Source organism: Bradyrhizobium australafricanum (genome assembly GCF_020329495.1).
Taxonomy (GTDB): domain Bacteria; phylum Pseudomonadota; class Alphaproteobacteria; order Rhizobiales; family Xanthobacteraceae; genus Bradyrhizobium; species Bradyrhizobium australafricanum.
Window position 1 is genome coordinate 1 of sequence record NZ_JAGKJL010000091.1, and the last position, 25,151, is coordinate 25,151.

The 25,151-nt window shown below is 59.1% G+C and carries 19 protein-coding genes and 1 pseudogene; 16 read left to right on the plus strand and 4 right to left on the minus strand.

Annotated elements, in window-relative coordinates; genetic code table 11:
* The 6 genes from J6525_RS42155 to J6525_RS42180 all read left to right on the plus strand — a co-directional run.
* Positions 1-307, plus strand: a 307-nt coding sequence (locus J6525_RS42155; protein WP_225649075.1) for a transposase, incomplete at its 5' end; no start/stop codon positions are given.
* Between the two features lie 179 nt (positions 308-486).
* Complete coding sequence (locus J6525_RS42160) at positions 487-2,223, plus strand: PD-(D/E)XK nuclease family protein (protein ID WP_225649076.1); 1,737 nt, start codon at positions 487-489, stop codon at positions 2,221-2,223.
* 59 nt (positions 2,224-2,282) lie between these two features.
* Positions 2,283-2,741 carry a PD-(D/E)XK nuclease family protein gene (locus J6525_RS42165; RefSeq protein ID WP_249796346.1) on the plus strand — a complete coding sequence of 153 codons (459 nt, stop codon included), beginning with the start codon at positions 2,283-2,285 and terminating at the stop codon, positions 2,739-2,741.
* Positions 2,708-3,196 carry a PD-(D/E)XK nuclease family protein gene (locus tag J6525_RS42170; RefSeq protein WP_225649078.1) on the plus strand — a complete coding sequence of 163 codons (489 nt, stop codon included), beginning with the start codon at positions 2,708-2,710 and terminating at the stop codon, positions 3,194-3,196. Before J6525_RS42165 ends, J6525_RS42170 begins: the two co-directional genes overlap by 34 nt.
* Positions 3,193-6,528, plus strand: coding sequence for a UvrD-helicase domain-containing protein (locus J6525_RS42175; protein ID WP_225649079.1), 3,336 nt, complete (start codon positions 3,193-3,195; stop codon positions 6,526-6,528). Before J6525_RS42170 ends, J6525_RS42175 begins: the two co-directional genes overlap by 4 nt.
* Positions 6,529-7,564: 1,036 nt before the next feature.
* Complete coding sequence (locus tag J6525_RS42180) at positions 7,565-7,885, plus strand: HU family DNA-binding protein (protein ID WP_092087112.1); 321 nt, start codon at positions 7,565-7,567, stop codon at positions 7,883-7,885.
* A gap of 217 nt (positions 7,886-8,102) precedes the next feature.
* Here the strand turns inward: J6525_RS42180 and J6525_RS42185 are convergent, their stop codons facing one another.
* The 4 genes and pseudogenes from J6525_RS42185 to J6525_RS42200 all read right to left on the minus strand — a co-directional run bounded on the left by J6525_RS42185 (position 8,103) and on the right by J6525_RS42200 (position 13,188).
* Positions 8,103-9,170: a type III polyketide synthase gene (locus tag J6525_RS42185; protein WP_225649080.1), complete on the minus strand. Its 1,068-nt coding sequence runs from the start codon at positions 9,168-9,170 to the stop codon at positions 8,103-8,105.
* A 69-nt stretch (positions 9,171-9,239) separates the two neighbouring features.
* Positions 9,240-9,908 (minus strand): hypothetical protein, encoded by a 669-nt coding sequence (locus J6525_RS42190; protein WP_225649081.1) that lies wholly within the window; start codon positions 9,906-9,908, stop codon positions 9,240-9,242.
* Positions 9,909-12,174: 2,266 nt separating this feature from the next.
* A pseudogene (locus J6525_RS42195) lies at positions 12,175-12,410 on the minus strand (transposase); the annotation flags it as partial.
* A gap of 343 nt (positions 12,411-12,753) precedes the next feature.
* On the minus strand, positions 12,754-13,188 hold the full coding sequence (locus J6525_RS42200) for an SET domain-containing protein (RefSeq protein WP_141343058.1): 435 nt from the start codon (positions 13,186-13,188) through the stop codon (positions 12,754-12,756).
* A 2,729-nt stretch (positions 13,189-15,917) separates the two neighbouring features.
* Between J6525_RS42200 and J6525_RS42205 the strand changes: the two genes are divergently transcribed.
* The 10 genes from J6525_RS42205 to J6525_RS42250 all read left to right on the plus strand — a co-directional run.
* Positions 15,918-16,991 carry a hypothetical protein gene (locus J6525_RS42205; RefSeq protein WP_225649082.1) on the plus strand — a complete coding sequence of 358 codons (1,074 nt, stop codon included), beginning with the start codon at positions 15,918-15,920 and terminating at the stop codon, positions 16,989-16,991.
* A 383-nt stretch (positions 16,992-17,374) separates the two neighbouring features.
* Entirely contained in the window at positions 17,375-18,760 is a 1,386-nt protein-coding gene (locus tag J6525_RS42210) for an extracellular solute-binding protein (protein WP_141343055.1), read from the plus strand.
* Positions 18,761-18,840: 80 nt separating this feature from the next.
* Entirely contained in the window at positions 18,841-19,773 is a 933-nt protein-coding gene (locus J6525_RS42215) for a carbohydrate ABC transporter permease (RefSeq protein WP_225649083.1), read from the plus strand.
* Positions 19,774-19,784: 11 nt separating this feature from the next.
* A complete protein-coding gene (locus J6525_RS42220) occupies positions 19,785-20,645 on the plus strand; it encodes a carbohydrate ABC transporter permease (protein ID WP_225649084.1) in 861 nt (286 codons plus the stop codon).
* Complete coding sequence (locus tag J6525_RS42225) at positions 20,642-21,583, plus strand: ribokinase (RefSeq protein ID WP_225649085.1); 942 nt, start codon at positions 20,642-20,644, stop codon at positions 21,581-21,583. The genes J6525_RS42220 and J6525_RS42225 overlap by 4 nt, the downstream gene beginning before the upstream one ends.
* A complete protein-coding gene (locus J6525_RS42230) occupies positions 21,580-22,350 on the plus strand; it encodes an SDR family NAD(P)-dependent oxidoreductase (RefSeq protein WP_069276330.1) in 771 nt (256 codons plus the stop codon). The genes J6525_RS42225 and J6525_RS42230 overlap by 4 nt, the downstream gene beginning before the upstream one ends.
* On the plus strand, positions 22,343-23,167 hold the full coding sequence (locus J6525_RS42235; RefSeq protein ID WP_225649086.1) for an HAD-IIA family hydrolase: 825 nt from the start codon (positions 22,343-22,345) through the stop codon (positions 23,165-23,167). Before J6525_RS42230 ends, J6525_RS42235 begins: the two co-directional genes overlap by 8 nt.
* Positions 23,167-24,276, plus strand: coding sequence for an ABC transporter ATP-binding protein (locus tag J6525_RS42240; protein WP_225649087.1), 1,110 nt, complete (start codon positions 23,167-23,169; stop codon positions 24,274-24,276). The genes J6525_RS42235 and J6525_RS42240 overlap by 1 nt, the downstream gene beginning before the upstream one ends.
* A 126-nt stretch (positions 24,277-24,402) precedes the next feature.
* Positions 24,403-24,837 (plus strand): phosphoenolpyruvate hydrolase family protein, encoded by a 435-nt coding sequence (locus tag J6525_RS42245; protein ID WP_249796348.1) that lies wholly within the window; start codon positions 24,403-24,405, stop codon positions 24,835-24,837.
* A 135-nt stretch (positions 24,838-24,972) separates the two neighbouring features.
* On the plus strand, positions 24,973-25,151 hold a 179-nt coding region (locus J6525_RS42250; protein ID WP_225647044.1), incomplete at its 3' end, for an IS4/Tn5 family transposase DNA-binding protein.

A 25,151-nucleotide genomic window follows, 5' to 3' on the forward strand; every position in this document is an offset into this window, starting at 1 on the left:
GCGCACGCTGGCCGCCACCATCAAGGCACGGTGGATTTGTGAGCAGGCGCATCAGCAGTTGAAGGAGGAACTTGGACTTGATCACTTCGAAGGGCGATCATGGCAAGGTCTTCATCGCCACGCCTTGATGACAATGATTGCCTACGCCTTCCTGCAACATCGTCGCCTCGCATACGCGGGGCGGAAAAAAAAGAATCAACGGGCCTCCGCCTCAGCCAACCATGCCAGCCGTACGTCACGCCATCGTCGATCTCATCCTTCGGCCGCCGTCTCAGCAGTGCCCATATTGCCGAAAGCAAATCCGTGAAAAACAGCGGCGAAAACACAATCTGCCAAAGTAGTGATAGTATTTCCAACCAATAATTGTTCGCTCCGAGCAGCCACGCCGGGCCGATCGCGCCGCGGCTTTGATAGTCGTGGAAACCTGCTACGTATCGCGCAATGGATGTTGCTGAGGGCGTCCGCTCGTGAGACCAGTCCTCGTTCTTGGAGTATTACGATGTGCCGAACGAGCCAAGGCACATCAAAGCCGGAGCAGTTAATCTGCAGATGCAAGTGCGTAGAACGGTGGTCGTCCATACGATCCTGGCCGGTCATATGGCTCGAGTAAACGCCGCCCGCCGCAACGAATCCGGCGTGCAGGTCATGACCATGGGACAGCTTGCGGCAAGACTTGCAGGCGGCCTTCTTCACCTGATCAAGCTCGACGTCCTCACGGAAGTCGTCGGCAACACCCTTCAGGACATCGAGATGGGTGAACTTGAGCCCATTAAGGATCTGCCGGGAATGCCAGCGGCCGTCGCCGCCACATTCGACAAGGCGTGGCGCGCCGGAATTGATCTGTCGGTGGTAGGCCATCCGCGGACCGATGCGTTGGCGTCGCTCGAGCAGGCGGTTATCCAGCGCTTGCCGGCATCGACGAAACGCCCGGGTGATCTGGTCGCGATGGCGCTGCAGCGGATCGGACATGCACCAGCCGTGATCGGTCCTCTGGAAATCCAGGGCCACAGCGAGATGTCACCGTGCTGGCGGCCGCTGCTGATCACGCTTGCTGGGATCATCCCTGTGTCGTGGATCGCCGGCCCAAGGCATGTGCCGGATTGGCTAAAGGGTTCGAGAGTCGAGGTGATAGCGGTGCCAGCGGCTGAGCCGCCGGTCGAGCTGTTCTCCTGCGCAAATCAGGTCCATGAGGTCGGCGAGGCTTTCCGTTGGATGAGAGCCCTGCTGGCGAAGGGAGTGTCAGCGTCAGACATCGCCATCGCGGCGTCCAGCCCCGGCGACTACGATGATCATATGTTCTCAACGGCGCGGGACGCCAATCTTCCGATCCACTTTGTGCATGGCGTGAAGGCGCTGACCACCCCGGACGGGCAGGCGGCCGCAGCGCTTGCGGAGGTACTTCTCAAGGGACTATCCCAGGAGCGGGTGCGACGTCTGCTGGCGCTGATGCACGGCGGACCGCTGCGCGACGTGCCGGGAGAGTGGACACGGGTTCTTCCCGTCGACGCTCCGCTGACCTCCGCGGAGCGGTGGGAGAGGGTGCTTACGCGAACCGACGACGCTGACTGGCCGGATGGCAAGAACCGAACTGCCGACGTAATGGAACTGATCCGGTTGCTGGATCGGGGCACCGAGTCGGCGGAGCTTGCGGGCGAGACCTTGTTGAGCGGAGGTCAGCGATCCCTTTGGCGCCGAGCGCTGCGAGAAGGACCGGCGCAGGCCCTGCCGGTCACGTTGGCAAGTTTGCGCATAGAGGACGGCATCGAGCCGGCCGCCAACGCGATCTGGACGTCCGCGCTCGCGCTTGCATCTTCGCCGCGTTCTCACGTTTGGTTGCTGGGACTTAATGCCGGCCGATGGCCGTGGCGGATTTCCGAAGACCGGCTCATTCCGGATCACGTGCTGCCCATTGAGCAACTCGATCCGTTGCCGGTTGCGGATGGCGACAAGCGGGATCTCAAGACGATCGTGTCGATGGCGCAAAGCGTACAGATTTCGTTCAGCCGGCGCGACGCCGAGGGCCGCATGCTCGGACGCTCGCCGTTGATCTCTGAACTCAACGAGATATATCTCGACCGTGCCGGAACGCCAGAACACGCCTTCAGCGAGGCCGACCGGCTTCTGGCCCGGCCCTCCGAGTTCTCGGGCTTACCGATTGCGTCTCCGGCCTGGCGTGCTGGCGCGACTGGCACCGCAACGAGATCACCGCGCATGACGGCCTGATTGCACCGGCGCACGCAAGACTGATCAAATTGCTCGAGCGGCCGCTCTCGGCGACTTCGATGAAGGTACTTCTGCGAGACCCGATCCGCTTCATCTGGCGCTACGCTCTCGGCTGGAAGGTCCCGGAGGACGCTGACGAGCCGCTGATCCTCGACCCCAACGCGTTCGGGACGTTCGTGCACGCAATGTTGCGCGACGCCGTCGAGGTATTGGAGAGAGATGGCGGGATCGCCAGCGCGGACCCGCAACGGATCGAAGCCGCTCTGGCCAACGCTCGCGATCGCGCAGTCGCCAAATGGGAGGATGCCCAGCCGATGCCGCCTGACGTGATCTGGCGCAGCACCACAGCGCGCGGACATGCGCTTGCGACCGCTGCGCTGGCATACGGACTGGCGCCGTTACCGAACCAAAAGTCCTGGTGCGAAATACCGTTCGGAAAGGCCGCCCTGAATCCGATGGCCGCAAGCTGCCCTGGTCGCTGGACGTGCCTGTCGAGATTCCGGGAACCGGCCCGCTGATCGAGGGACAGATCGACCGGCTCGATTTGTCGGGCGATAGGTCGCGCGCACGCGTCATCGACTACAAGACGGGCAAGGTCGGCAAAAAGCTGGATGAGGTGGTACTCAAGGGGGGCGCCGAACTCCAGCGCTGTCTTTATGCCTTCGCGGTCAAGACGCTGCTCGGCGGCGAGTTGGCGATCGAGGCCTCGCTTCTTTATCCGAATGCTGCAGAAGGGGAACGGGCGGTGTTTCCGTTGGCGGACCTCGAGGGTGCGCTCGCGAAAATCTCATCCGCAGTGGTTGCCTCCCGCAACGCGCTGTTGTCCGGCTTGGCGCCGCCGGGCGAGGACGCCGCCGGCGACTACAACGATCACGCCTTCGCGCTGCCGGCAAATCCCGGATATCTGCAACGCAAGTTGCCGCTCGCGATGATCAAGCTGGGCCCGGCAGCCGCAGTGTGGGAAGAGCCATGAAGACGATCCCGGACTTGGAAGCACGGTTGACCGCGCTGACCGCTGTCGATCGCACCCTGCTGGTCGAAGCCGGCGCTGGATCCGGAAAGACGTCAGTGATGGCCGGCCGAGTCGCTGTGCTGTTCGCGCGAGGCGTTGCCCCGAAGCATATCGCGGCGATCACGTTCACCGAATTCGCCGCAAGCGAACTCCGTCTTAGGATCGAGAAGTTCACCACAGCGCTGTCTATGGGCGAAGTGCCCCGCGACCTGGCTCAGGTCTTCCCGAACGGCGTTCCCGAGGCGGAGAAGGCCAATCTCTATCGCGCCTGCCAATCGTTCGACCAGCTCACGTGCAGTACAATCCACGGTTTCGCACAGGCGCTGATCAAGCCCTATCCGGCAGAGGCCGGCATCGACCCCGGGGCCAATATCGTCGACCCGACCGAAGCAGATTTGGCCTTCAAGGAGCGCTACGACGCTTGGCTGAAGGAGAGACTTTCCGGGGATGCCGGTGACGGCCTGATCGCCCAGATCACCCTCGCGAGCGAGGCTGCCGGGCTGACGCTCGTCGAGAATGTGGCGCAGTTCCTGCGACAGAACCGAGACGCCAATTGCACGCGCATCGCGTGGTCGTCAAAAGCGATGGCGGATTTCGCGCAGGCGGTGCAGCAATTCGAAGCAGACCTTTGTGGCTATGCTTACCGCGAGGAGCAGACGGCGGCCGCATGTCGGGCGATGCGCGCTCTCGCTGATCTTCTCGGCTGCTATGGGTTGGCCGAGTCCGTGCCCAGCAACGCCGCCTTGATCGCCGCGCTCGACTTCGAGCGCGACGAAAGCTGCTTTACTCAGGCGGGCGGACGAAGGGCGCTGCAGACCAAGACGAAATGGCAGGACGCCGCCGCCAAAGCGGGCCAGTCGAAGGCCAACGGAACGGCCGCATTCGACGCGATCCTTCCGCGATACAAGGCTTGCCACGATGGCTTGGAGGCATTGCTGGGAGCCATCGCTGGTGAACTGCTGTCGCGGCTGTGCGACGAAATGCGGAGCCTTCTAGAGGAATGGCGCCACTACAAGCGGGCCGCGGCCTTGCTGGACTTCGACGACCTGCTCTACACCGCCCGCGACCTGCTGCGCGACCATGGGGAGGTGAGGCGGGCGCTTTCGCAGCGCTTCCGCTACGTCATGGTCGATGAATTCCAGGACACTGATCCGCTGCAGACGGAGATCCTGTGGCTGATCTGCGGGGATGATTTCGACGGCAGCGATGCGCTCGCCTGTCCTCTGCGTCCGGGCAGCCTATTCATGGTTGGCGACCCCAAACAGGCGATCTACCGCTTCCGGGGCGCCGACGTGAGTGCCTACATCGCCGCACGGTCGGCGGTGGACGCCGGCTCGCAGATCAAGATCACCGCCAGCTTCCGGTCCGTCGAGCCGATCGTCGATTTTGTCAACGCTCGGTTCGAGCAGCCCCTGTCCGCCGCCGGACAGCCCGGATTCTCCAAATTGTCGCCGATCCATTCCGCGATCGGCGAGAAGCCAGGCGTGTGCGCGCTGGACGTTGTAGTTGAAGGCGAAAAGCCCAAGGCCGCCGCGATCCGCGACGCCGAAGCGATCGCGGTAGCCGACCTGTGCGACCGGTTGGTCGGTAATCTGCAGGTCCGCGACCAGCAGACCGGCGAGACAAGACCGTGCCGTTTTGGCGACATCGGCCTATTGGCGCCCGTCGGCACCGAGCTCTGGCGTTTCGAGGAGGCGTTGGAGGATCTCGCAATCCCGGTCTCAACCCAGGCCGGCAAGGGCTTTTTCCGGCGGCAGGAGATCCAGGATCTCATTGGGCTGACCCGCACTCTCGCCGACCCGCGCGACACGCTGGCATTCGGGTCGCTGCTGCGTGGACCGCTGGTCGGCCTCACCGAAACCGAACTGCTCGACATCTCAGAAGCACTGCCGTCGGATCCCGACCGGCAAGGCCTGCCGATGCTGACAATCCGGACCGATCCAGAAAGCGTGGGCCACGCGCTCGCCCGAGATGTCCTGATCAAGCTGTCGTCGTTGCGCAAGCGGGCGCGTACCACGATACCATACGCGCTCCTCGCCGATGCGATCGCGGCGTTCCACGTCCGTGCGCAGATCCGGCAGCGGTTCAAGGCCGGCGCCGAGCGGGCGGTCGCCAACGTCGATCTCTTCCTCGACATGGCGCGGGCCTACGATGTTCGCGGCCTGTGGGCGTTCGCGAGCGACATGCGCGCAAACTGGGAGGAAGCGGTGCGTCAGGTCGAAGGCCGGCCCGACGCAGAGCAGGAAGCGGTCTCGCTGATCACGGTCCATGCGGCTAAAGGTCTCGAATGGCCGGTCGTCATCCCGATCAACATGACCAGCACGCCCAACGCCGAAACCGGCTTGGTTCAGGATCGCTCGAAGAACCTGTTCTCGACCCCGATCCTCGGTATCTGCCCGGCGGACCATGCCGACATCGAGGCTCGCGCCGACGAAGAGCAGCGGCGCGAGCGCGTACGTCTCTGGTACGTGGCGGCGACTCGGGCACGCGATCTGTTGATCCTGCCCAGGCACTCCACCGCTCTGTCGGACAAGTGCTGGGCAAAACTTGTCGATTTGGGCATTGCCGATCTCCTGGCGATCAACCCAAGGGACGTCGGGACCGCGAAGGTGAGGGGCGTCATGTACCGGGAGAACGGCCAGACCCGCGAGACCTTCGCCGCCGAGGCGACCGCCATATTTGACGCGTGCAAGGCCATAATCTGGCATCGCCCGAGCCGGAGAGAACTTGACCAGGTGGACGAAGCGGAAACGAAGATCGAAAGCGAGGAGACTCCCGAAGCCGCGACCTTGGAGCCGGCCGCCGTTCTCGGCAGTTCGACGCGCGGTACCATCCTCCACAAGCTGATCGAGGAGGTACTGACCGGAGAAGCCGGCGACGCCCAGACCGAGCTCGAAACGCGAGCCGCCGAACTGATCTGCCAGATGGGGCGAGAGCCGGCGGCTGACGCGGAGGTCGGCATCAGCGCCGTTGAACTGGCCGCTACGGTGCGGCGGACGCTCGCCCTTCCTGACGTCGCCAAGCTGCGGCCGCGTCTCGTCCCCGAGCTCCCATTGTTCGGAAACGACAGCAGCAACGGCAAGGAGGTACTGCTCTCCGGACAGGCCGATGCGGTCGCGTTCGATGACGCCGGAGCCATCGATGCGGTCGTCGATTGGAAGAGCGACGTGGCGCCGGACGCGTCGAGCATCGGCCACTACAGGCAGCAGATCGTCGACTATCGGAAGCAGACCAAGGCCAAGCGGGCTCTTCTGGTCTTCATGACTACCGGGCAGGTCGTTGAGGTCGCTTGATCAGGCCAACGAAATTGAACCGCGGCTGCTATTCACCGGGCCGTGGGACCGATCGTCGTCAGGCGCGGCGATGCCCTCGGCCTCCTCGCACTCACCAACGTGTTCGCCGAGACGTTGCGCTGGTTGTCCAATCGTGTCCGTGACGCACGATGGGTCACGATCCTGGCACGGTGTCTTGTGCCATCCCAGCAAGTTATCCTCACGGACCGAACAGGCCAGATGGTACGCTTGGCTCCGGCCGCTTAAGCTCAAGTGGCGCAGCAGAACCCTCTTTCGCGAGATCCGCGACATGCTTGTTGCGGTTGACGCGATTTGCCATCTTCTCAGTCGGCTCCGCGAAGCGGGACTTTAGACGCCACGTTGGTCGAGCGAGGCGTGGCGCTCCCATGGTCTGCACCTCGATAGTGGACGCCTGCGGAACTGGTCTGCCTCAACCACCCTTTACATCACATCGTCTCCGCTCAAAGTCGACCAGCGTCAATGTACAATCGGAAAGAAGACTGACCGAGCAACGTTCTCCAGTCGAAGGTGACATGCTTCTGTTATCTAGATCAATTGCCGGGACCGGTAGTTGACCGACCGCGCAATGGATGCGTCTCGCTGTAGTGTGAAGCAATCGTGGCTAAGCGTTTTGGTTCATAAGGTTCGACAGAGAAACCAGCTGCCAGCGACGCCAAGAGCTCATTCCGTGTCGGACCGCCGGAGCCGGGCGGCACTCCTATTTCCGTTCGATCAATCAAACGGAGACAGCGTTGCCAGCCATCGGCATTTGGCTTGAGCTGGAGCAATCGATAGTGGGGTCGATGACGCGGGGCGCCGCCGGGCGACATTCTGCCGTTGGCAGCATTGAGACGTCCGGTTACCGATCAAACGTACGTCGAGGCCATGTCGCGCGCTCCATCTGAAAAGGAGCTAGCAAACCTGGTTATTGATCGCGCGATGACATTTCTTCGTCAATGCCGGCACAAAGCGAGCTTGACAGTTGCCAATGCTTTCGAGCAAATGGCCACTTCCCAAAAACGCAACAGCGGCGTCGATGATCAGGTCCACACTCGTTCAACGTATCGCCGACAGCTGCCCGCATCTTTATCAGAGCGTCGTCAACAATATTGTGAGCGCAATCCTCGATGAAATCGTTGAGGGGCTCGCGCGCGGCGACCGCGTTGAGCTACGGGGCTTCGGGGTATTTTCGGTCAGCCATCGGCGGGCTCGCATAGGCCGTAATCCAAAAACGGGCGAGTGCATGCAAATCGAGCAAAAGCGCTTTCCGGTCTTCAAGGCCAGCAGAGCAATGCATGAGCGCCTTAACCGTGACGAGAACTCCGAATCGATCAACTCGCCGTCTGAAGTTGTCTAAGAGAGGACGGCCAGATCGGTTCCGGAGCGATGCTGTAACCGACACCGTCCCGCGGGCACTGCCGGGGTACCGTTGAACAGAGCAGACCCGCGGTAGCATCTCGTGTGCGCGGGCGCCCGACAGCACGGGCAACGAGTTTGGTGATGCCGGTTACGACTACTAGCTAGGCTGCGTGCCTTCATCGGTCGCCCAACAACTCAAGATTTGCGGGCCTTGGCTATGCCGTTTCGGTGTCAGCCCATTTCAGTAGCGACAGTTCGGCCGAAAAGCCTGGCCCAAAGGCGCCTAAGATGCCGTATGATCCCGGCGCTTGTTCTTCATGCGCCAGAACGTGTTCCAGAACGAATAGCACAGTTGCGCTGGACATATTTCCATGAAGTCGAAGCGTCTCATAGCTCGAAAAGAAGTTCTCAGAGGACCGCCCGAGGCCCTGCTCACAAACCTCCAACACTTTTCTTCCGCCGGGATGAAAGATGAGGCTCTTCACCTGGCTTGGCAGGATGCCATCCTCCGCGAGCAACGATCGCATTGCACGTGGCATCAATTCGCTAATCATTGATGGAATGCGCTCGGAGACCACGACTTCAAATCCGGCGTCGCCAAAATGCCAGCCCATGAGAGAAGTCGAGCCGGGGTGAAGCAAACTCGTACTTCTCACGATGTCCAGTTTGCCAGAGCCGCTTTCGGCTGGCCCGATTAATAGCGCGGCAGCGCCGTCTCCAAACAGACTTGAGGCGACAACGTTCTTTGGGGTGAGATCATTCGGCTGGAATGTAAGGGAAGTCAGCTCCACAGCAACGAGGAGAACGCGTTCGTTGGTTGCTCGGCAAAGGGCTCCCGCCAGGTTAACTCCCGATGCTCCCCCAGCGCATCCGAGGCCAAATATCGGCGTCCGTCCCACATCTGCTCGCAATCCGACTTTGAAGATCAGGTCCACGTCGAGACTAGGGGTTGCTATCCCTGTCGTCGAGACGAACATAACCCGATCGACTTGCTCGGGCTTAACGCCAGCCCGGTTGAGACAGAGCACTGTCGCTTTGCACGCGAGCTCCTTTGCCCAATCCAGGTATATTTGGTTTGTCTCACTTATGCGATGATCGGTGAGAAGCCATTCTGGCGTAACGCAAAAGAAGCGCTGATCGACGAGCGCATGATCGAATACTGTAAGATATCTCTTCAGCTTCTCCATTCTGGATCCGAAGTGGCGACCCGCCAAAACCTTGAGGTCGGCCTGCGAAAACCGGAATGGCGGCAAAGCAGTCCCAACAGCCAAAATTCTCGACATCAGTTACTCTTGTCGTTCGACAGAAATTTATACCAAAGTGAAGGCCAAGGACGACGCGGCCTCCGGGCGTTAGTTCACGTGGACCAAACCTATGTTGATGTCCTGCCCAACGCCGGCGGCTTCTCCGGGACCGCCTTTTGGAAACGCCTGCGATTGAGGTTGCGCAACAACCAATGATCGGAGGACCCATGAGCACGCAATCGTACTCAGCACTGAAGGCTTGGCGGGCAGAAAAGGAGATCTTAGGTCCTCCACTCTAGCTGCATCGTCCCACTGGCTTTCGCTGCCGTTGACGAGAGGCAGCGGAGTTGCAAGCTCGCAGAGCTGATATTTATTGCGGGCGACCGCAGCGGCGCCGTTTATGTGCACGAGCACGTCATTCCAGGTGTAACCCAGCGGGTCCTTGACCGGACTGCCTGTAACAATCTGGCGTTTATCCTGAAGACTCGGCAGAACGAGGTTAGCGTGGGCGTCCTCGTGATTCGCGCAGCTGCCATTCACGGCGATGCCAAACACCGAATTGGCTATCTGCCAGCGGAAACCGATTTCGCCGCCCAGAGGACCTCCTGTCGCGCCAGGACACCTCATGGCAGAAGAAGACGCACGGACCACATCGCCAACGTTGACGAACTCCCAGCATCGACGGCCATCGCCGCGATTGATATCGATGTCAGAACCGCTTCGCTCGCAAAGCCGCCGGGTCAGACTAGCGACAGCTGCGGCCAACAATATGATCACTATTGTACCCAGGAGGAGCCTTCTCATCCTTATCGGCCAAGTTCTGAACTCAACTTTCTTGACGGTGTTCACGGAACGCGGATGCATGGCACGTGTTTGTCTTCTTGATCAATTGCTAGGGTTGGTAGGTGACTGGAAAGATTGCGTCCGCCTCTGGCTATGAATGGCTCGTCTTCTTCTGTGCGGATCATACGAGTTTGTCGCGCCGAGCCGCTTTGCCTTCGTCGATGAGGCCTGGCGCAGCCGGACACATTGACGGGAATTCGCGGCAGGTTGACATGTCGGATGAAGCTGGTTCGGTCGACGCCGAATATTTTTGACGATGCTCGCGACGAGTTGTGCGCCTCGCAGAAACAAACCATCCGCAAAGCCGTCGGAACGGTACCTGGTGCGGGCCGCGACAGCTCACAGTAACGGCATTCCCAACCGAGCTAGGGTGCATCAAGGCTGGTAAAGTCATGTCCTGACGGCCCACACACCGGCGGCTGGCCCGTCAAACATCAGTTGCCTCGGCGGCATCACCTGACCGGCGCACTACCGCGAACCAAGCTGGAGCAGGACCATGCTATGTCGATGACGGAAGCCTTCACGCCGGCGCGGTTCCAACAAGATGTTTCCTGTCTTACTTCAATCCGGCTAACACCAGACACCATCGGTCACGAGCGGCGACCGCTTGATGCCCCTGCCGCTCAACTTCAAGGCGCCACGACTCCCGATCGCTAATTGATGGCATATCCGTCAACCTCGAGCTTGGCCGGCCCGCTCCATTCCTGATGAACTCGGTGCAGCAGTGCTCGAGAGGTGTCGCAATGCGTTCGGCATTGTGACGGAAGCTGTACGGGCTTTGGAGAGAAGTGTGACTATCCTTATCAAGAGAGAACTGGTCGATCGTCACTCGTGAGAACCGGTCGAGGGTCATCGCGGTTCTTACGACAGCCATGATCTGTCCTCTGCTGAGATGGTATATCCATAGCGGAGCGCTACCTGCGCCGTTTCGGCGGTTTTCCTGATTGCTACGCCGCAGATCCGAAACGCGGATAGAGGCGGCGCTTGCTACGAGAACGGAAACAAAGGCGCTTCTGTGGTTGAGCAACAAGGCGAAACGCGATGCCTTCACGATGCTTTGCATCGATCCTATGCACCTGCGGTCCGCGTGCGGGGTCTTCTCCACCGATACAATCTTGCCATCTTGGATGAAGGAAAAGGGGGCGGCAGTTAGAGAAGGCACCGGGCTAAGCGCCGCACGCCTATATGAGCGCACATTGCACGGCGCTCACCATACCGAGACCCAGGATCTCCTGGATAAATTGTTCTCCTCCATGCCGGAGGCAAACGGATGTCTTCTAGGCTGTGTGTTCGCGACGGTGCTTCGATTATGAACCTTTGTGGCGCTTCATGAGCCTCACAGGCAACAACTTCGGCGGTCCGTTTGAGACAGGGGCTATCGCGTCAATTCGCGTGGCTTCGAATGCGATGTTGCCGATCTCTTTGCCCGACCGTTTCAAGTGTCATCCGGCGCATTTTGGGGTTACATCACCAGTCGAGGAACCGAGGTGATATCTATGGGGCTGTACCTTGCCCGCGAGCTCTGCCCGGATGTGTCCCAAAGAATGGGCCCTCAGGAAAAAGCGGCAACTATTTGCGTTTGCTTGATCCACGTTGATTGACGGAGCACGCGACGTGATTCGATGATGCGAACACTGGGCAGACGATTTCATGGAGGATATAATTGTAAGGCCCGATGGCGCCCGATACAGACAACGGCGGCTCGGCGACAGGAATGAGAACGGCCCAGTCAGTGCTCTCGCCGGGGCCGTTTTGTTGGCCGAGCGCAGGCCCCACAACTGAGGCGGCCTTACTCTCTGTTGTCTCCATCTGCGCTGATCTCTACGGGCGCGCCGGAGCTATCATAGACGGGTTGCCGCAGCTCTGCTAGCCGCGCGTGGCTGAGCAGAAGGGCTTTCATTGTGTGCGCAATGCGTGACTATACAAGCTGAAAGCACGAACAGCGGATCGATAAGCGGCCAACTATACTACAGCGCTTAATTTCCGGCCCTGCCACGTGGCTATGTTAATCGATGCGGTCAGGTGTCGGGTCCGACTCCCCGGTCAATTGAAAGCGGCCCCAACCTGGGGGCCGCCAACCCGAACGATACGGATTTTCCTCCAGCAGTCGGGGGCGCCTGGACCGGCTGGGGCCCTCAGTCGATGCACTGCCAAGCTGATTGTTCCTTGCCCGTCTGGCGCGCCAAAAGGGAAAAACCAGCAGCCAAATCACGTCGACATTGCGCCTGGCCTCTCGTTCGAGCCGCAGGCTCGACTGCACCCGGTTTAGATAGCCGTAAATGTAAAGCTTGAGGAGCACCGAGGGATGGTACGACGGCCAACCGCCGCCGGATCCGCAATCTCAAAGCCTATCTCAGCCAAACCGAGCGCATCGACAAATTCGTCGATCACGCGAACCGGGCTGCTCTCGTCAATCAAGTCGTCGAGGCATTCGGGGCAGCAGCGTCCGCTCCCACTGCCTCTTCATGAGCGCCTCGCCAAGACTCACGGGGTAATCGTAACAGCAGCCCAGTGTTTCGCTGCCAGGACGAGTTGCGGACATTAGCGAGTAAAAAAGCGAGTCAGTAACGAAGCCTTAGGTTGGCACAGCAGACGTAGTGAACTCCACGTAGGGGGGCTGCCAACGTCATCGAAAGCGCGTTCGTGCGCGCCAAGGGACGTCGAACAAGACCGCGCTCACGATGATCTTCAACTCGCGTCGTCTCGATGGGGACAACCGCTGCCGAAACTCTCGCCCGTGTCAATTCGCCGACGGAATCAACGTCGCCAGACCGCAAACTCAATCCAAGGCCGCCTCGCGCCTTCCGGCACCAAGATTCGGCGCTAGCTCGTTAACCCACGATAAGTCGCACCTTGGATCGAAAGACAAGTAATCGCAAGTCAGTTCTTCACCCGGTTGTACGTCGCGGGCTGCGAAAATTCGACAATGATCGTCTTGATATGTGTTTGGCTGACTGCTGTGATTCATGAAACGGGCATTGTCAGCATTGTACTCTACAACACCATCATCAACATCGCGGTCTCTTGGATAGGCATGCTTGTCAAGTAAAGCTTGAAATGTTGGAGGTAAGGCTTCGTACTGTTCAGGCGTCACGACAATGTCAACGATTGGATTATGAATCCAAACTAATGTACCTTTAGGTAAAAGAGTAGCAGAGAAAAGTCCGATGCCGCCAAAGTGGTCTGGCTTCAAAATGGTTTCAACAATCAACACTGAAATATCTCCAAAAGTGACTAACGCCCAGCAAGCTAACTGACCTAAGTCCCGCAAATCTCCTGTAAGAATTGGTAGGGTCGTTTAATCGCGCCTCCGCCACAATCTCGATTTTTCTTCGATCTCTGCATTCGTTTCGGCGCTGTAGCTGTCGGATCAGCATCTCGGCGAACTGGGCGAGCGTCAGCGGCGTAGTTGCGAGGGTCTATGCACTGCTCTCAGAGGTTTCTGCGACTATCTCCCTCAAAAAATAAGAAGGACATTGCTGGCCGGCTTTCCGCGGAGGCGCTGGATGCTGATGTCAAGAGCTATAACCAGGACACTGGTGTGGGCGGCAACGTCGGCGCAGCACTGGCTCAGCTGCGGAAGTCGTCGGTCGGCGCTAAAGCGATGGCGATCGCGCCCGGTATCCTGACCATTGCTGATCCCGAAGATACGGCACTGATAGACTCGAGGCGGATCGATGACGCCGCAGACCGGCGTTGGCCAGAGGAACTGCGGAAGGCCACGACCAGGATGTGCATCTGGGCTGACGGACCACCAGACCCGTCGTCATCAGTTGCCACCAGTTCAGTCGACCGGGGTTTCAATGGGACGCAGGAAGCAGCCTCTTTACTCCGAGGATGCTTCCCTCGTGTCGGGGCTTGAGGAGGGCTTTACGAAGGGCAATTCCGCCAAACGTGCCGTCAAGAACACCGTAGGTTTTTCTTCGCAGCTTTGGCGGCCGGCTCTCCAATAACAAGGAGGTGATGGCCGTTCGGCTGAACGAGGAGTCGCTGAGCGACGATGCGTGCAAGTTGATCGGGACGGTAGCGATCATCTGCACCGCCCACAAGGTCGCCAAGCTCGCAAGACTCGCTGGAGCAAGCTATCGTCCATTAGCAAGCCCGATACCAGAGCTATCTGGACGGGCTCCTAGCGTCGGGGGTGTACGTCGGCGTCTCCATTCGTGGTTGATGGATGAGCCGAACGTCATTGGGCCCTCCAGGCCCCACGATGGCGATATAGCGCTCGCCGCGAATGTCGTATTGTTTTACCGGCTGCGCCGCGTCCGGCAAGAGACCCCAGCGGCCGAGCTTCGAGAGCATCGTGTCCGGGGCGGGTTGGGTGCCGTGCGAAAAATCCTCGGGAACGGCGAATGATGCAGCATAAATCTCGCGGACCGCCGGGGATGTCCTCTCAGCCCTGGCGGACGCCGAGGCGGCTTGCTCCATCGACCGTCCAAGCAGCGCTGGCGAGGCCCGATTCGCCGGCCGTGCACTGGGCTGCGGAACGTTTTCCGGCCGAGATCCGAGACGAATGCCAGCGCCTGGCGGATTGAGTGGGGTGCTTCGCCTCATCTCCGCCGCGGGCACGAACAGCGCAGTGTAGCGGTCATTGTGAACCACGAAACGGGTGGGTCGGCTGTCCTGGCTCGGCGGGACGCTGCTACCGTCAAGGGCAGCCGGCGTGTGCTGGTCGCCGTGCCGCGAGTTAAAGGAACGAACGGCCGCTCCTAAATCCAAGTCTTGGTGATGGCGTGCGGTTGGCTCGCGAGACGACGATGGGCCGGCGTCTTCCATCATCGCCCACAGCATATCCTGATCGTAACCTTCCGCAGGAAGGACGAACGTCGAACCGACCGCTGGCCCGAAAGGCGACGGTGCGCCGGCGTCCTCCATCAGCACAGGAGCGACTGAATTGCCGGACTCGCTCAGCTGGCGCCCAATGGCATCCCCTTCCGGCTGACCTAGCGTCCTCTGCCTCTTCGCAGGCTCAACTGCCCCGCGTAATCCTCACCCATGAGGACCTCGTGCCTTGAAGGGGGGAGCTCCTGGTCAGTTCGTTAGGAGCCGGCTGGTAGCTATCGCTCCAGCTGAAGTGATGCACGGCTTCTCCGGGATCCGGTGCCTGGTGATCGCGCGCGGTTGGCATGAGAGACGATGCTCGGATGGCTTCGCCCATCATCCCTCGCAGCGGATCCTGATCGTGATGTTCTGCAGTCAGCTCCTTCGGCCAACTTAAAGCTTCCCGCGGCGCGCTGTGCTGCGCAGCGTTGTCCCCGAGGCGTCTGGTAACTGCGTCTTCGGGATGAGGACCGCGGGCCCTATGGTGCCCAAGTTCCAACGCCTCGGTGAGTCTACGGTCTTCGTCAGACAGATGAGGATAGTAGTGATCTGGAACAGGAACCCTTGCGACGGCACTGGTATCGAGCTGCGGCGCCTCATCCAAGTACGGCTCAAACTCCGCTTGCTGCTGTTGTAGCTCCGCGGCGTTGTGAAGCAGCGCGATTTTGGTTGAATGAGTTGATACTGTTAAATGGGTCCATGTCCCCTCGAGTCGGTTCGCAAATCCCGAGCAGATAGTGTCGCTCTCTGATTCTCACTCTACTAGGATCAGCTGTCGACAAGCTGACGCGCTTAGAGACTTAAGAGAGCCAAATTGGCCAGCCCGACTGCCACACTCACCCGAGGGACGCGACCCGCTGCGGGCACACTACCAGCGGCTGTTCAACTATCAGTGGAGCTATACAGCCGCAACGTTATCTCATAAGCCCATCAAGCGCGCCGAAGACGCGGGATTACCTGGCGGTCCGCAGTTTCGTGGGACGCTCTCCCGCAGCGTCGGTAGCCGAGGCGGGCAGCCCCCGAAAAGTTGGCCGTCGGTCGCATTCCTTTCCTCACTTGTCGGCTTCTCGAAAGCCGCACCTGCCAAGATCAAACTGAATGTCCCATGCGCGAGGGGAACAGATGAACATCGATCCACCAAACACATTAGAACCCTTGACCCAGCAGCAGCGGACGCAGCAACAGCCGGGCGGCCCTACAAGCGCACAAACCAGCTCACCAGCACATCCGTCGCCGGATCAAGCGGACTTTGAGCAGCAGCTGAGCGAACTGCGGTCACATCGAACATCGGATTCAGCCGCCGCTTCGATCGATTCCCGGATTGGATCACCCTCGACCCTGACGAGGGGCAATCGGAGAGCGTGCGCCATCCAGGAAAGCGAGCGGTGCCCGGCCGAATCCTTCGTCAGGAGCGCTGAACTTGCCGCATCGCTAGCCGGAGCGAGCGTTAAGGCGCTGAAGAACGAGATCAAACTCGCTGCGCAGCGAGCCGCACAGTGGCCACGAACCACCGGATCTTATGCCGGCAGCGTCGAAGTCGACCGCATTTTCGACGATGTCGTGGCATCATCGTATCTGCCGCTGCATCGTTTTCAGAACGAGGACATCGATTGTGAGCCTATTCTAGACGAGGAGGTGAGTGCCATCGCGCATGTGCGTTCCCTAGCGGGTTTGCGTGCTCAGGCTAGCCCGCATGTTTATAAGGCTGCTATCTGCTCGGACGACGAAAGGGAGGACGAAATTGATATGGCGCGTCTCGCGGCGTGGCACACGAAAGGCGTTACAGAGAGTGCTTTTGTGTCATTGTCCCAGACCCCCTCGCGACTGCTCCTTTCAAAGGACCACAGCGAGAATGGCGCGAACGCGATTGCAAGGAACGCGAAGAAGCTGCACACTTATACGGTACCAAGCGTCACCGCCTGGCCGATCAAAAAGATCAACGATATTCTAGAGCGTGGGCGTGCTCCCGGAGATGAGGAGCTGCGAGATTGGATAGGGGGAATACCGCGCGAGGAGACCGAGGTCTTGTTTCTGGGCGGCAATCTAGCTGATTATTGGACAGCCAGCGTGGATAATCCGAACATTGCTAGCACACCGCAAGATCGTATGCCGATCAAGAAAGCAAGGATCACCTTCGATACGCCCGACATAATGACGGGCTCTCGAGCTCATTGCTCATCCGATTCCGGCCACTGACCCTCTCAGTCCTGACGAGCTATCGACTGCGGTCGAATCGCACGCGACCGGCGTCCCTGCTTTCAGATATTTGAAAGTCAGCGTGCCCAGCGCTTCCGCATCCGGTTCGAAGGCCGGGACCCTCGTCAGGTCGATAGCCCAAGTCAACGAAAGCGATCATGCTTCGCCGATAAGGACCTGTTTCACGGAACCGACCGTGATGCTGTCTTACCCACCAGGTGCGTCGTAGGCACCAAGCGTGAATTTGCGTCTTACCCAATGTTACCCAACGCTGGTTTGAAAACCAGCTCAAGGCAGAAAAATGACGGATTAGCATCCCTTCACCGCGCCCCCGGACGACGAGGGCGCGTGGGTTTACGGGCCAAAGAGCCTAGGAGGGAATGATGACAAGGAAGCTCGCCGCTTTTCGCGGTTATTGGATGAGCCTTGCCCGAAGCGTTCTCATCTGCTGCACGGTTTTGGCTGAAACGGGCATGATATTCACCCAAGCCAGGGCGGACGAGATCAACTGGCGCCAGTTTGAAGGTGCGTCGATTGTCTGGGCCTATGACATTCATCCGTATGCCGACGCGGTCGCAGCCCAGTTGCCGGAGTTCGAGAAGCTCACGGGCATCAAGGTAACGCCCGAGCTTTATCCGGACGATGCCTATTGGAATAAGTTGACAATCCAGCTCAGTACCAAGTCAACGAGCTGGGACGTGGTGGGGACGGGCATCCAACCAGCATGGGATCTTGCGCCGGGTCAATTGCTTGAGCCGCTCGACAATTATCTGAACGATCCGAGACTTACGGCGGCGGGGTACGACTATCAGGATTTCTTTCCTGCACTTCGAGATGCGCTGACCTGGAAGGTCAAAGAGGGGCAGATCGAGCCGGGAAGCGGACAGGTCTGGGCCATTGCGCATGGCTTTGAAAACATCCAGCTGCTCTACCGCAAGGACATCCTCGACAAGTACGACGTTAAAGTCCCAACGACTCCTCCGGAGATGTCCGCGGCCTGCGAAAAACTGAAGGCCGCGGATCCCGCGATCACACCCCTTGGCGTGCGCGGCGTGCGATTTTGGAGCAGCATCCACACGGCCGCGATCTCGATCGCCAGGTCCTATGGGGTGCATGATTTCGTCCTCAAGGATGGCAAGACGGACACTGGCCTCGACTCGGCGGAGTCGATCGCGTTCCACAAGGACTATGTGGACATGATCAAGAAGTGCGCGGCTCCGTCCTTTGCGAACGACAATTGGTACCAGGTGGTCGATGGCATCAGTTCGGGACGCACGGCGATGGCGATCGATTCCAATATGTTCGGCTTTTGGAATGACGTGGCCGGCAAACCTGGCTCGGGGAAGATCGCATTCGCGCCTCCGCTGCGCGCTCCTAACAGCAAGAATTTCGAATCCAACATCTGGATCTGGTCTCTTGCGATGAATGCCGCTTCAAAGAAGAAGGGGGCAGCCTGGCTGTTCATCCAATGGGCAACGTCAAAGCAGGTCGAACTGAACGGAGCCGTCGCCGCCAAGCTCGTCAACTCTCCGCGTGCCTCTACCTGGAGTGACAAGGCTTGGCTCGAATATGCGGCAAAGCCTGAGTTCAACAACTTCGTGGACACGTTCAAGACCGTGCAGGATAGAGCAAAACTCGCATTTACAGCTCGTGTTGGCTTTGCAGAAGCAATGAACGCTTGGGCCGTCGCTATGCAAAAAATGGTCAACGGAGCTGACGTGAAGGCCACGCTGGCTGATCTCGCTTCCGAGATCCGCTCGTCCATGTGAAACGCGCTGGCGGCGAGCAACATCGCCGCCCTGCATTTTAAAGATGAACTGAGATGGACATCCGAGGATCCCACGGGCTCGTGACGCTGCAGTCTTCGACCAGTCAACTTGCATCGCCAAAACGCAAGGCGGTCAGCGTGCAAGATTCGCGCTTTGATTGGTGGAGCGTTGCCGCAATCACCCCCGCTATCATCGTACTTCTTGGCTTTCTTATCTTGTTTTTCTATGGCGTGTTTCAGTCGCTGACCGATCTCAAATTCGGCCGGCCCTTGGTTCACTTAATCGGCCTCAACAACTTCGCGGCATTAATCAAGACAGCAGATTTTTGGAATAGCGTTCGTGCCACTCTTGTTTACGCCGGATCGGCGGTGCTTGCGCAAGCCGTATTGGGTCTGGCGCTTGCCAAGCTGCTTGCAACTGACGTCTTCCTGGCGCGCGTGATGCGGCCCGTCATTCTCCTGCCGCTCGTCCTGCCTCCGATGAGCGTAGCGCTCATGTGGACGACAATGATGGACCCGCAAAATGGAATCATGAACTACCTGCTCTCCCTGGCAGGCATAGGCAGATTTACATGGATTTCAGATCCAAACAGCGCGATGTTCTCACTCGTCCTTATTGACGTTTGGACCTATACGCCATTCTTCGCCCTAATCATCTTCGCCGGTCTTCAGGGCATCAATGAAGAGGTCGAGGAGGCCGCGCGTGTAAATGGCGCGAAGGGCTGGGCAACCTTCCGGCACATCGAGTTGCCGCTGATTGCGCCATACATCCTGATCGCCGCCGTGTTTCGGCTGATCGAATCCCTCAATCAGTTCGACATCATTTTTGGGACAACGCAAGGGGGCCCTGGAAATAGCACCTCCGTACTTTCGGTGCGAGCTTACATTACCGCGTTCCAGAATCTCGCCTTTGGGCGTGGTGCCGCACTTATGGTCGTCAATTGGATGATCGTGTTAATCGCAACATTTGCCATGGTGAAGCTATGGCGCCTCGTTCGGCAGCGCGTAAGCTGAAGATGCAACCCATGCGATTGAAGCGCTCCACCTCCGTCAATGTGCTTCTGAACCTGCTCGTCGGCATTTGCGCATTGATCTTGGCCTTTCCACTCGTCTGGATCGCCATGATGTCGCTGAAGCAGCAGGCTGAAGTGATGACCTGGCCGCCAACCTTCCTGTTCGTGCCTACGCTGGAGAATTTCCGTGTCCTGTTTGATGTCAGCCAGGCCGGAGCGACCAGCTATGGCACCATCAAAGTCGACTTCCTAACGCCGGTCACGAACAGCGTCGTCATTGCGCTAGGGTCCGTAATCATCGCGCTGCTCATTGGAGTGCCAGCCGGCTACGTCCTAGCCAGGCGAGACATACCTTTCAAGGAAGACATTGCCTTCTTCATTTTGGGCTTCCGCTTTGCCCCCGTCCTTTTGGTCGTCATCCCGCTCTTCAGCGTCTTTCAGACGATTGGATTGTATGACACCTATATCGGGATGATCTGGGTCTACCAAGTCGTTACATTGCCGATGATTGTTTGGCTGAGCCGGTCCTATATCGAAGACATCCCGAAAGACATCGAGGAGGCAGCTGCCATGGATGGCGCCAAACCGCTCCGAGTTGTGCTGCACATCGTGCTACCGCTTTTGAAACCCGGCCTGATCGGGGCCTCGTTGCTCATCTTCCTGCTCGCTTGGCACAACTTCGCCTTAGGTCTGATCCTCACTTCGACCAAGGCGCCGGTAACGGTCGCTCTTCTCAAGCTGCTCAATCCAGGCGTGCAATTCTACCCGGTCATGGCCGCAGGGCTGGTCGTGACGATGATCATTCCCGTCATTCTGATCGTAATCGGTCAGCGTCACCTTGAACGCGGCCTAACCTTCGGTGCCGTAAAATGAGCGTCCGGCCATTAATGTTCTTCGGAACGACGAATCTCGATCTGTGCTTCAATGTCGAGCGGCTTCCAACACCGGGTGAAAGCCTGATGGGTACGGTGAGACGTCACCCTGGAGGAAAGGGCGCGAACCAAGCCGTCGCGGCCGCCCGTCTCGGCCTAAAACCACACTTCTACACGCATCTCGGTGATGATGATGCCGGTCAGTCGCTTATAAAATCGCTCATGGAAGCCGGCGTTCGCACTGATGCAATTACGATCTGTGCAGGCGAAATCTCGGGCTTGGCCGTGGTTATGGTCGCTGACGACGGCTCCAACATGATCGTCATAGACCCAGGCGCCAATTCGAAGGTGGCGCCGGACATGGTCGAGAGCGCAATCAAATTCATAGAGCGCGATACAATCGTCGTCGCAGAAATGGGGATGCCGATCCCCGCCCTCAATCGGCTGTTCGAGATGAAGCTTAAGAAGGGCTTCGAGCTTATTTTCAACCCAGCCCCGGTGAGGCCAGGTCTGCCACCGGCCGCCTGGAGAAACGTTGACTTCGTCACGCCGAACCAGACGGAAGCTTTCGAGCTGACGGGCGTCAAGGTGTGCGACTTCGATAGCGCCGCGCGCGCGGCGGGGAAGCTGCTTGACCTCGGGCCCGGTGCCGCGCTGATCACGCTCGGGGCGCAGGGAGCATATTACGCTGATGCCACGCGCTCCTTTGCTCTTCGGGCGTTCCCCGTCAAGGTCGTCGATACCACGGCCGCAGGCGATGCCTTCAACGGGGCATTCGCAGCGTCGCTCGCTCAGCGGCTGCCTCTAGAGGAAGCAGTGAGAAGGGCGCTAGCGGTGGCTGCCTTATGTGTAACACGGCGCGGTGCTCAAAGCTCAATGCCGACTGCCCAGGCAGTTGACGAGTTCTTACAGTCTCAAACGATCTTGGAGTTGGAATGACCGAACAGTTCTCAGTTGCAGACCGAACGGTGCTCGTCACCGGGGCAGGTGGCGGTATTGGTTCTGCCATTGCGAATGCATTTCGCCAGGGAGGCGCGAACGTCGTCGCCACCGATGCCAATCTAGAGAACCTCAGAGATACTCTGCCAAGACTGCCCTATGGCAACGGCATACTGCCCATGGCTATGGACGTCGCGCGCGAGGAAGACGTCGGTAGGGTCCTCGAAGAAATCGCCAGGCACTTTGGCCGGCTGGACGTGCTGGTCAATAATGCAGGCATAAAATCTGCCCAGCCGCTGCTCAGCGGCAGCGCTGAAAAAATTGAACGTACGATCCAGATCAACTCGATCGCCGTCCTGCGCTGTTCGAAATTGGTCGTTGAGCGCTTCATGAAAAGCAAAGGCGGACGCATTGTCAATGTGGGCTCCTCGCTGTCATCGCAAGGTGCAGTTTTCAACTACCAGGCCGGCGGGGGTGACTATTGCCTTTCAAAGGCAATCGTTCACGACATGACCAAACTACTTGCCTATGAATGCGCGCCCCTCAGCATCAACGTGAATGCGATCGCGCCTGGCATCATTGATACTCCCATGCACGGTCGCCCGCGGGAGGAGACCGAAGCTCGCCATGGTGGCCGGATCCCATTAGGACGGGTTGGAGTGCCTGAGGATATCGCAGGGCTAGCCGTCTTCCTCGCGAGTCCTGCGGCTTCCTACATGACAGGACAGATCGTTCACGTGAATGGCGGGATGCTGATGAATGGCTAGCCCAAGCTCTCATCTTGACTGGCCGTCAGTCGCTGGGATCATTTCGGATCTCGATGGCGTCCTCTATCGCGGAGATGCCGCAATTGTCGATGCCATAGAAGCATTTACGCGTTGGCGGGCGGCCGGACTGCCGTTCTGTTTCGTGACAAACAATTCGACCCACACGCCGGAGGACGTCGCCCGCAAATTGCAAGCATTTGGCCTTGCAATCGTGCCGAACGAAGTGGTTACCAGCGCGATCGCGGCCGCAGAACTCGCGCGCGCGAAGTACCCGGACGCGAGCCGCGTATATGTCATCGGCGCGACCTCGCTTGTGAATGCGGTCGCCGCGGTAGGTCTGGACGTGACTGACCAAGAGCCGGAGATCGTGGTGATGGGTCTCGATCGCCACATCACACATGAGAAGATGCGGATTGCGATTGAGGCGATCTTGAACGGTGCCGCGCTCATCGGCACAAACCCCGATCTCCTCTTGCCAACCGCCAATGGATTCGAACCGGGAGCAGGAGCAATAATTACGGCTGTGGCTGCTGCTACCCAGGTCAAGCCGCTGATCGTTGGTAAGCCCGAGCCGCACATGATCGAAACGGCGCTTTCCCGCCTAGGGACGGTGCGCAGCGCCACACTGATGATCGGTGACCAGGTTGCGACGGATATTCAGGCCGGTAAGCGAGCTGGCCTTCCGACCGTGCTGGTCACGACCGGCGTTCCGCCCCGAGAGAATCCTTCCCTGGCACGACCAGATTTCATCGTATCGAGCCTGGCGGAGATTGAGATCCCGGCCCTGGTTGGAAGCCCGCAACAGAGGAGAGCGTGATGGCCGACGTTCGTCTAGAAGGTGTCAGCAAGGCCTACGGGACTATCCAGGTACTACGGAATATCGACCTGGCAATCGACCATGGCCAATTCGTCGTCTTCGTTGGGCCATCTGGGTCGGGTAAGTCGACGCTGCTGCGCATGATCGGAGGGCTGGAGCGAATTAGCGATGGACGGCTGCTGATCGATAACGAGGTCGTCAACGACGTTGATGCGGCTGATCGTAACCTTGGCATGGTGTTTCAGAGCTACGCTCTCTATCCGCATATGACTGTCCGCGAGAATCTCGCCTTTCCTCTCCGCATGGCGAAACTTAGTAAAGCCGACATTGATGCCAGGGTTGCCCAGGCTGCATCGCTGTTGCAAATGGATCACCTCCTGGGTCGTAAACCTCGACAACTGTCCGGCGGGCAGCGGCAGCGCGTGGCAATTGGCCGCGCCATTGTGCGTGAGCCAAAGGTGTTTTTATTCGATGAGCCGTTGTCCAACCTGGATACGGAATTGCGCGTCCAAATGCGGGTTCAGATTGCCAAGCTTCACAAGCAGCTTGGCAACACGATGATTTATGTGACGCACGACCAAATCGAAGCCATGACCATGGCTGACAAGATCGTCGTGCTCAAGGAGGGCGTTGTCGAGCAGGTGGGGAGCCCACATGATCTCTATCACAATCCGGCGTCCCGGTTTGTCGCGGGATTCATCGGCTCGCCCAAAATGAATTTCCTAGGCGGCAAGGTCGAAGCAGCGCATGAGTCGGGCATGGAGGTTCGACTGGATGCGGGTGCGCTGGTCTGTGTCCCCGTGGAGCCGGACAAATCGCTGATCGGCAAGCCGATCACGCTTGGCATACGGCCCGATGATTTCTCCTCATCGTCCGCAGAGAAGGATATCGCGATCGACCTCGATCTCGATTTCGTCGAGCATCTCGGCAGCGTCACTTACGTTTATGGCAACGCCGGAAAGGAGGCAGTCGTGGCAAAAGCGGCTAAGCCCGATCCGCTCAAAAACTCCGGAAAAGTTCGTCTTGCGGCTTCCCCGGCCGACTGCCATCTGTTCATGATGAACGGAAAAGCTCTGCGGCGGTTGCATGCGCCCGCAAATTGGAGCTAATTTTAGTTAGTCGCCAAAAGCGAACGCGGTCTATAGCCACGGGCGGTCGAGGTGAAGGGAGGCGGTATCAGGCAGTTCTTCCGGAATTCCCGTTCGTTTGTGCTGGGGGCGGGGATCGGATCGGGCATGGCTGCGAGAGCGGCCGAGCGAGCAGGGGCAGATTTCGTGCTTGCGCTCAATGCCGGCCGATTTCGCGCGATGGGCGGCTCTTCACCCGCCTCAATCCTTCCAATCCGCAATAGCAATGAATTCGTCGCCGGCTTCGGTCGGAGCGAGATCCTGCCCAGCACGAAATTGCCAGTATTCTTCGGCGCTTGTACCTTTGATCCGCAGCTCGATATCGATCGCTGGCTCGACCGGATCAGTAGATGGGGTTTTTCGGGGGTTACAAACTTCCCCGTCTCCTGCTCTGATCGCGCTCGGCCCCAAAAAGCGCGCCGACCGTATCGATGGGCGAACCGGGGCGGCATTGAAACAGCGTTGCCCCGCCAACTGTCGCTGCTGGAAAGTGCAAGCGATACGACCGTGTTTGCTACTGCATCTCGATCAGCTTTCGCGTGACGGGCAGGAACGGCTTGCTTTCAATTACCCACATTTGACTCGGATTTGAGCGAGGCGCGGCGGGCGAAATCTTGAATCGGTAGAATCTGTTGTGATTCGTTGTTGAGCACCTGATTCGGAAGCGCGGGGTGCTCGATGGGCTTGGTGAAGGAACGTGCCGGGGCGCGTGCTCAGCGATTGACGACTGGTATCGAGACGTGGGTTGATCGGGAAGTTGCGGGATGCGAGTTTAAGGATGAGCGGCTTGGTCGCCGGTTCTGCAAATTGCTCGCACAAATCGGGAGCGACATGGGTCAAAGCATCCCGCTGGTTTG

Bases quoted from the DNA above. Each gene is read 5' to 3' on its own strand.
- J6525_RS42165 (WP_249796346.1), top strand. From the start codon at position 2,283: ATGAAGGTACTTCTGCGAGACCCGATCCGCTTCATCTGGCGCTACGCT.
- J6525_RS42175 (WP_225649079.1), top strand. From the start codon at position 3,193: ATGAAGACGATCCCGGACTTGGAAGCACGGTTGACCGCGCTGACCGCT.
- J6525_RS42180 (WP_092087112.1), top strand. From the start codon at position 7,565: ATGATCAGGTCCACACTCGTTCAACGTATCGCCGACAGCTGCCCGCAT.
- J6525_RS42185 (WP_225649080.1), bottom strand. From the start codon at position 9,170: ATGTCGAGAATTTTGGCTGTTGGGACTGCTTTGCCGCCATTCCGGTTT.
- J6525_RS42205 (WP_225649082.1), top strand. From the start codon at position 15,918: ATGAACATCGATCCACCAAACACATTAGAACCCTTGACCCAGCAGCAG.
- J6525_RS42210 (WP_141343055.1), top strand. From the start codon at position 17,375: ATGACAAGGAAGCTCGCCGCTTTTCGCGGTTATTGGATGAGCCTTGCC.
- J6525_RS42220 (WP_225649084.1), top strand. From the start codon at position 19,785: ATGCGATTGAAGCGCTCCACCTCCGTCAATGTGCTTCTGAACCTGCTC.
- J6525_RS42225 (WP_225649085.1), top strand. From the start codon at position 20,642: ATGAGCGTCCGGCCATTAATGTTCTTCGGAACGACGAATCTCGATCTG.
- J6525_RS42230 (WP_069276330.1), top strand. From the start codon at position 21,580: ATGACCGAACAGTTCTCAGTTGCAGACCGAACGGTGCTCGTCACCGGG.
- J6525_RS42235 (WP_225649086.1), top strand. From the start codon at position 22,343: ATGGCTAGCCCAAGCTCTCATCTTGACTGGCCGTCAGTCGCTGGGATC.
- J6525_RS42240 (WP_225649087.1), top strand. From the start codon at position 23,167: ATGGCCGACGTTCGTCTAGAAGGTGTCAGCAAGGCCTACGGGACTATC.
- J6525_RS42245 (WP_249796348.1), top strand. From the start codon at position 24,403: ATGGCTGCGAGAGCGGCCGAGCGAGCAGGGGCAGATTTCGTGCTTGCG.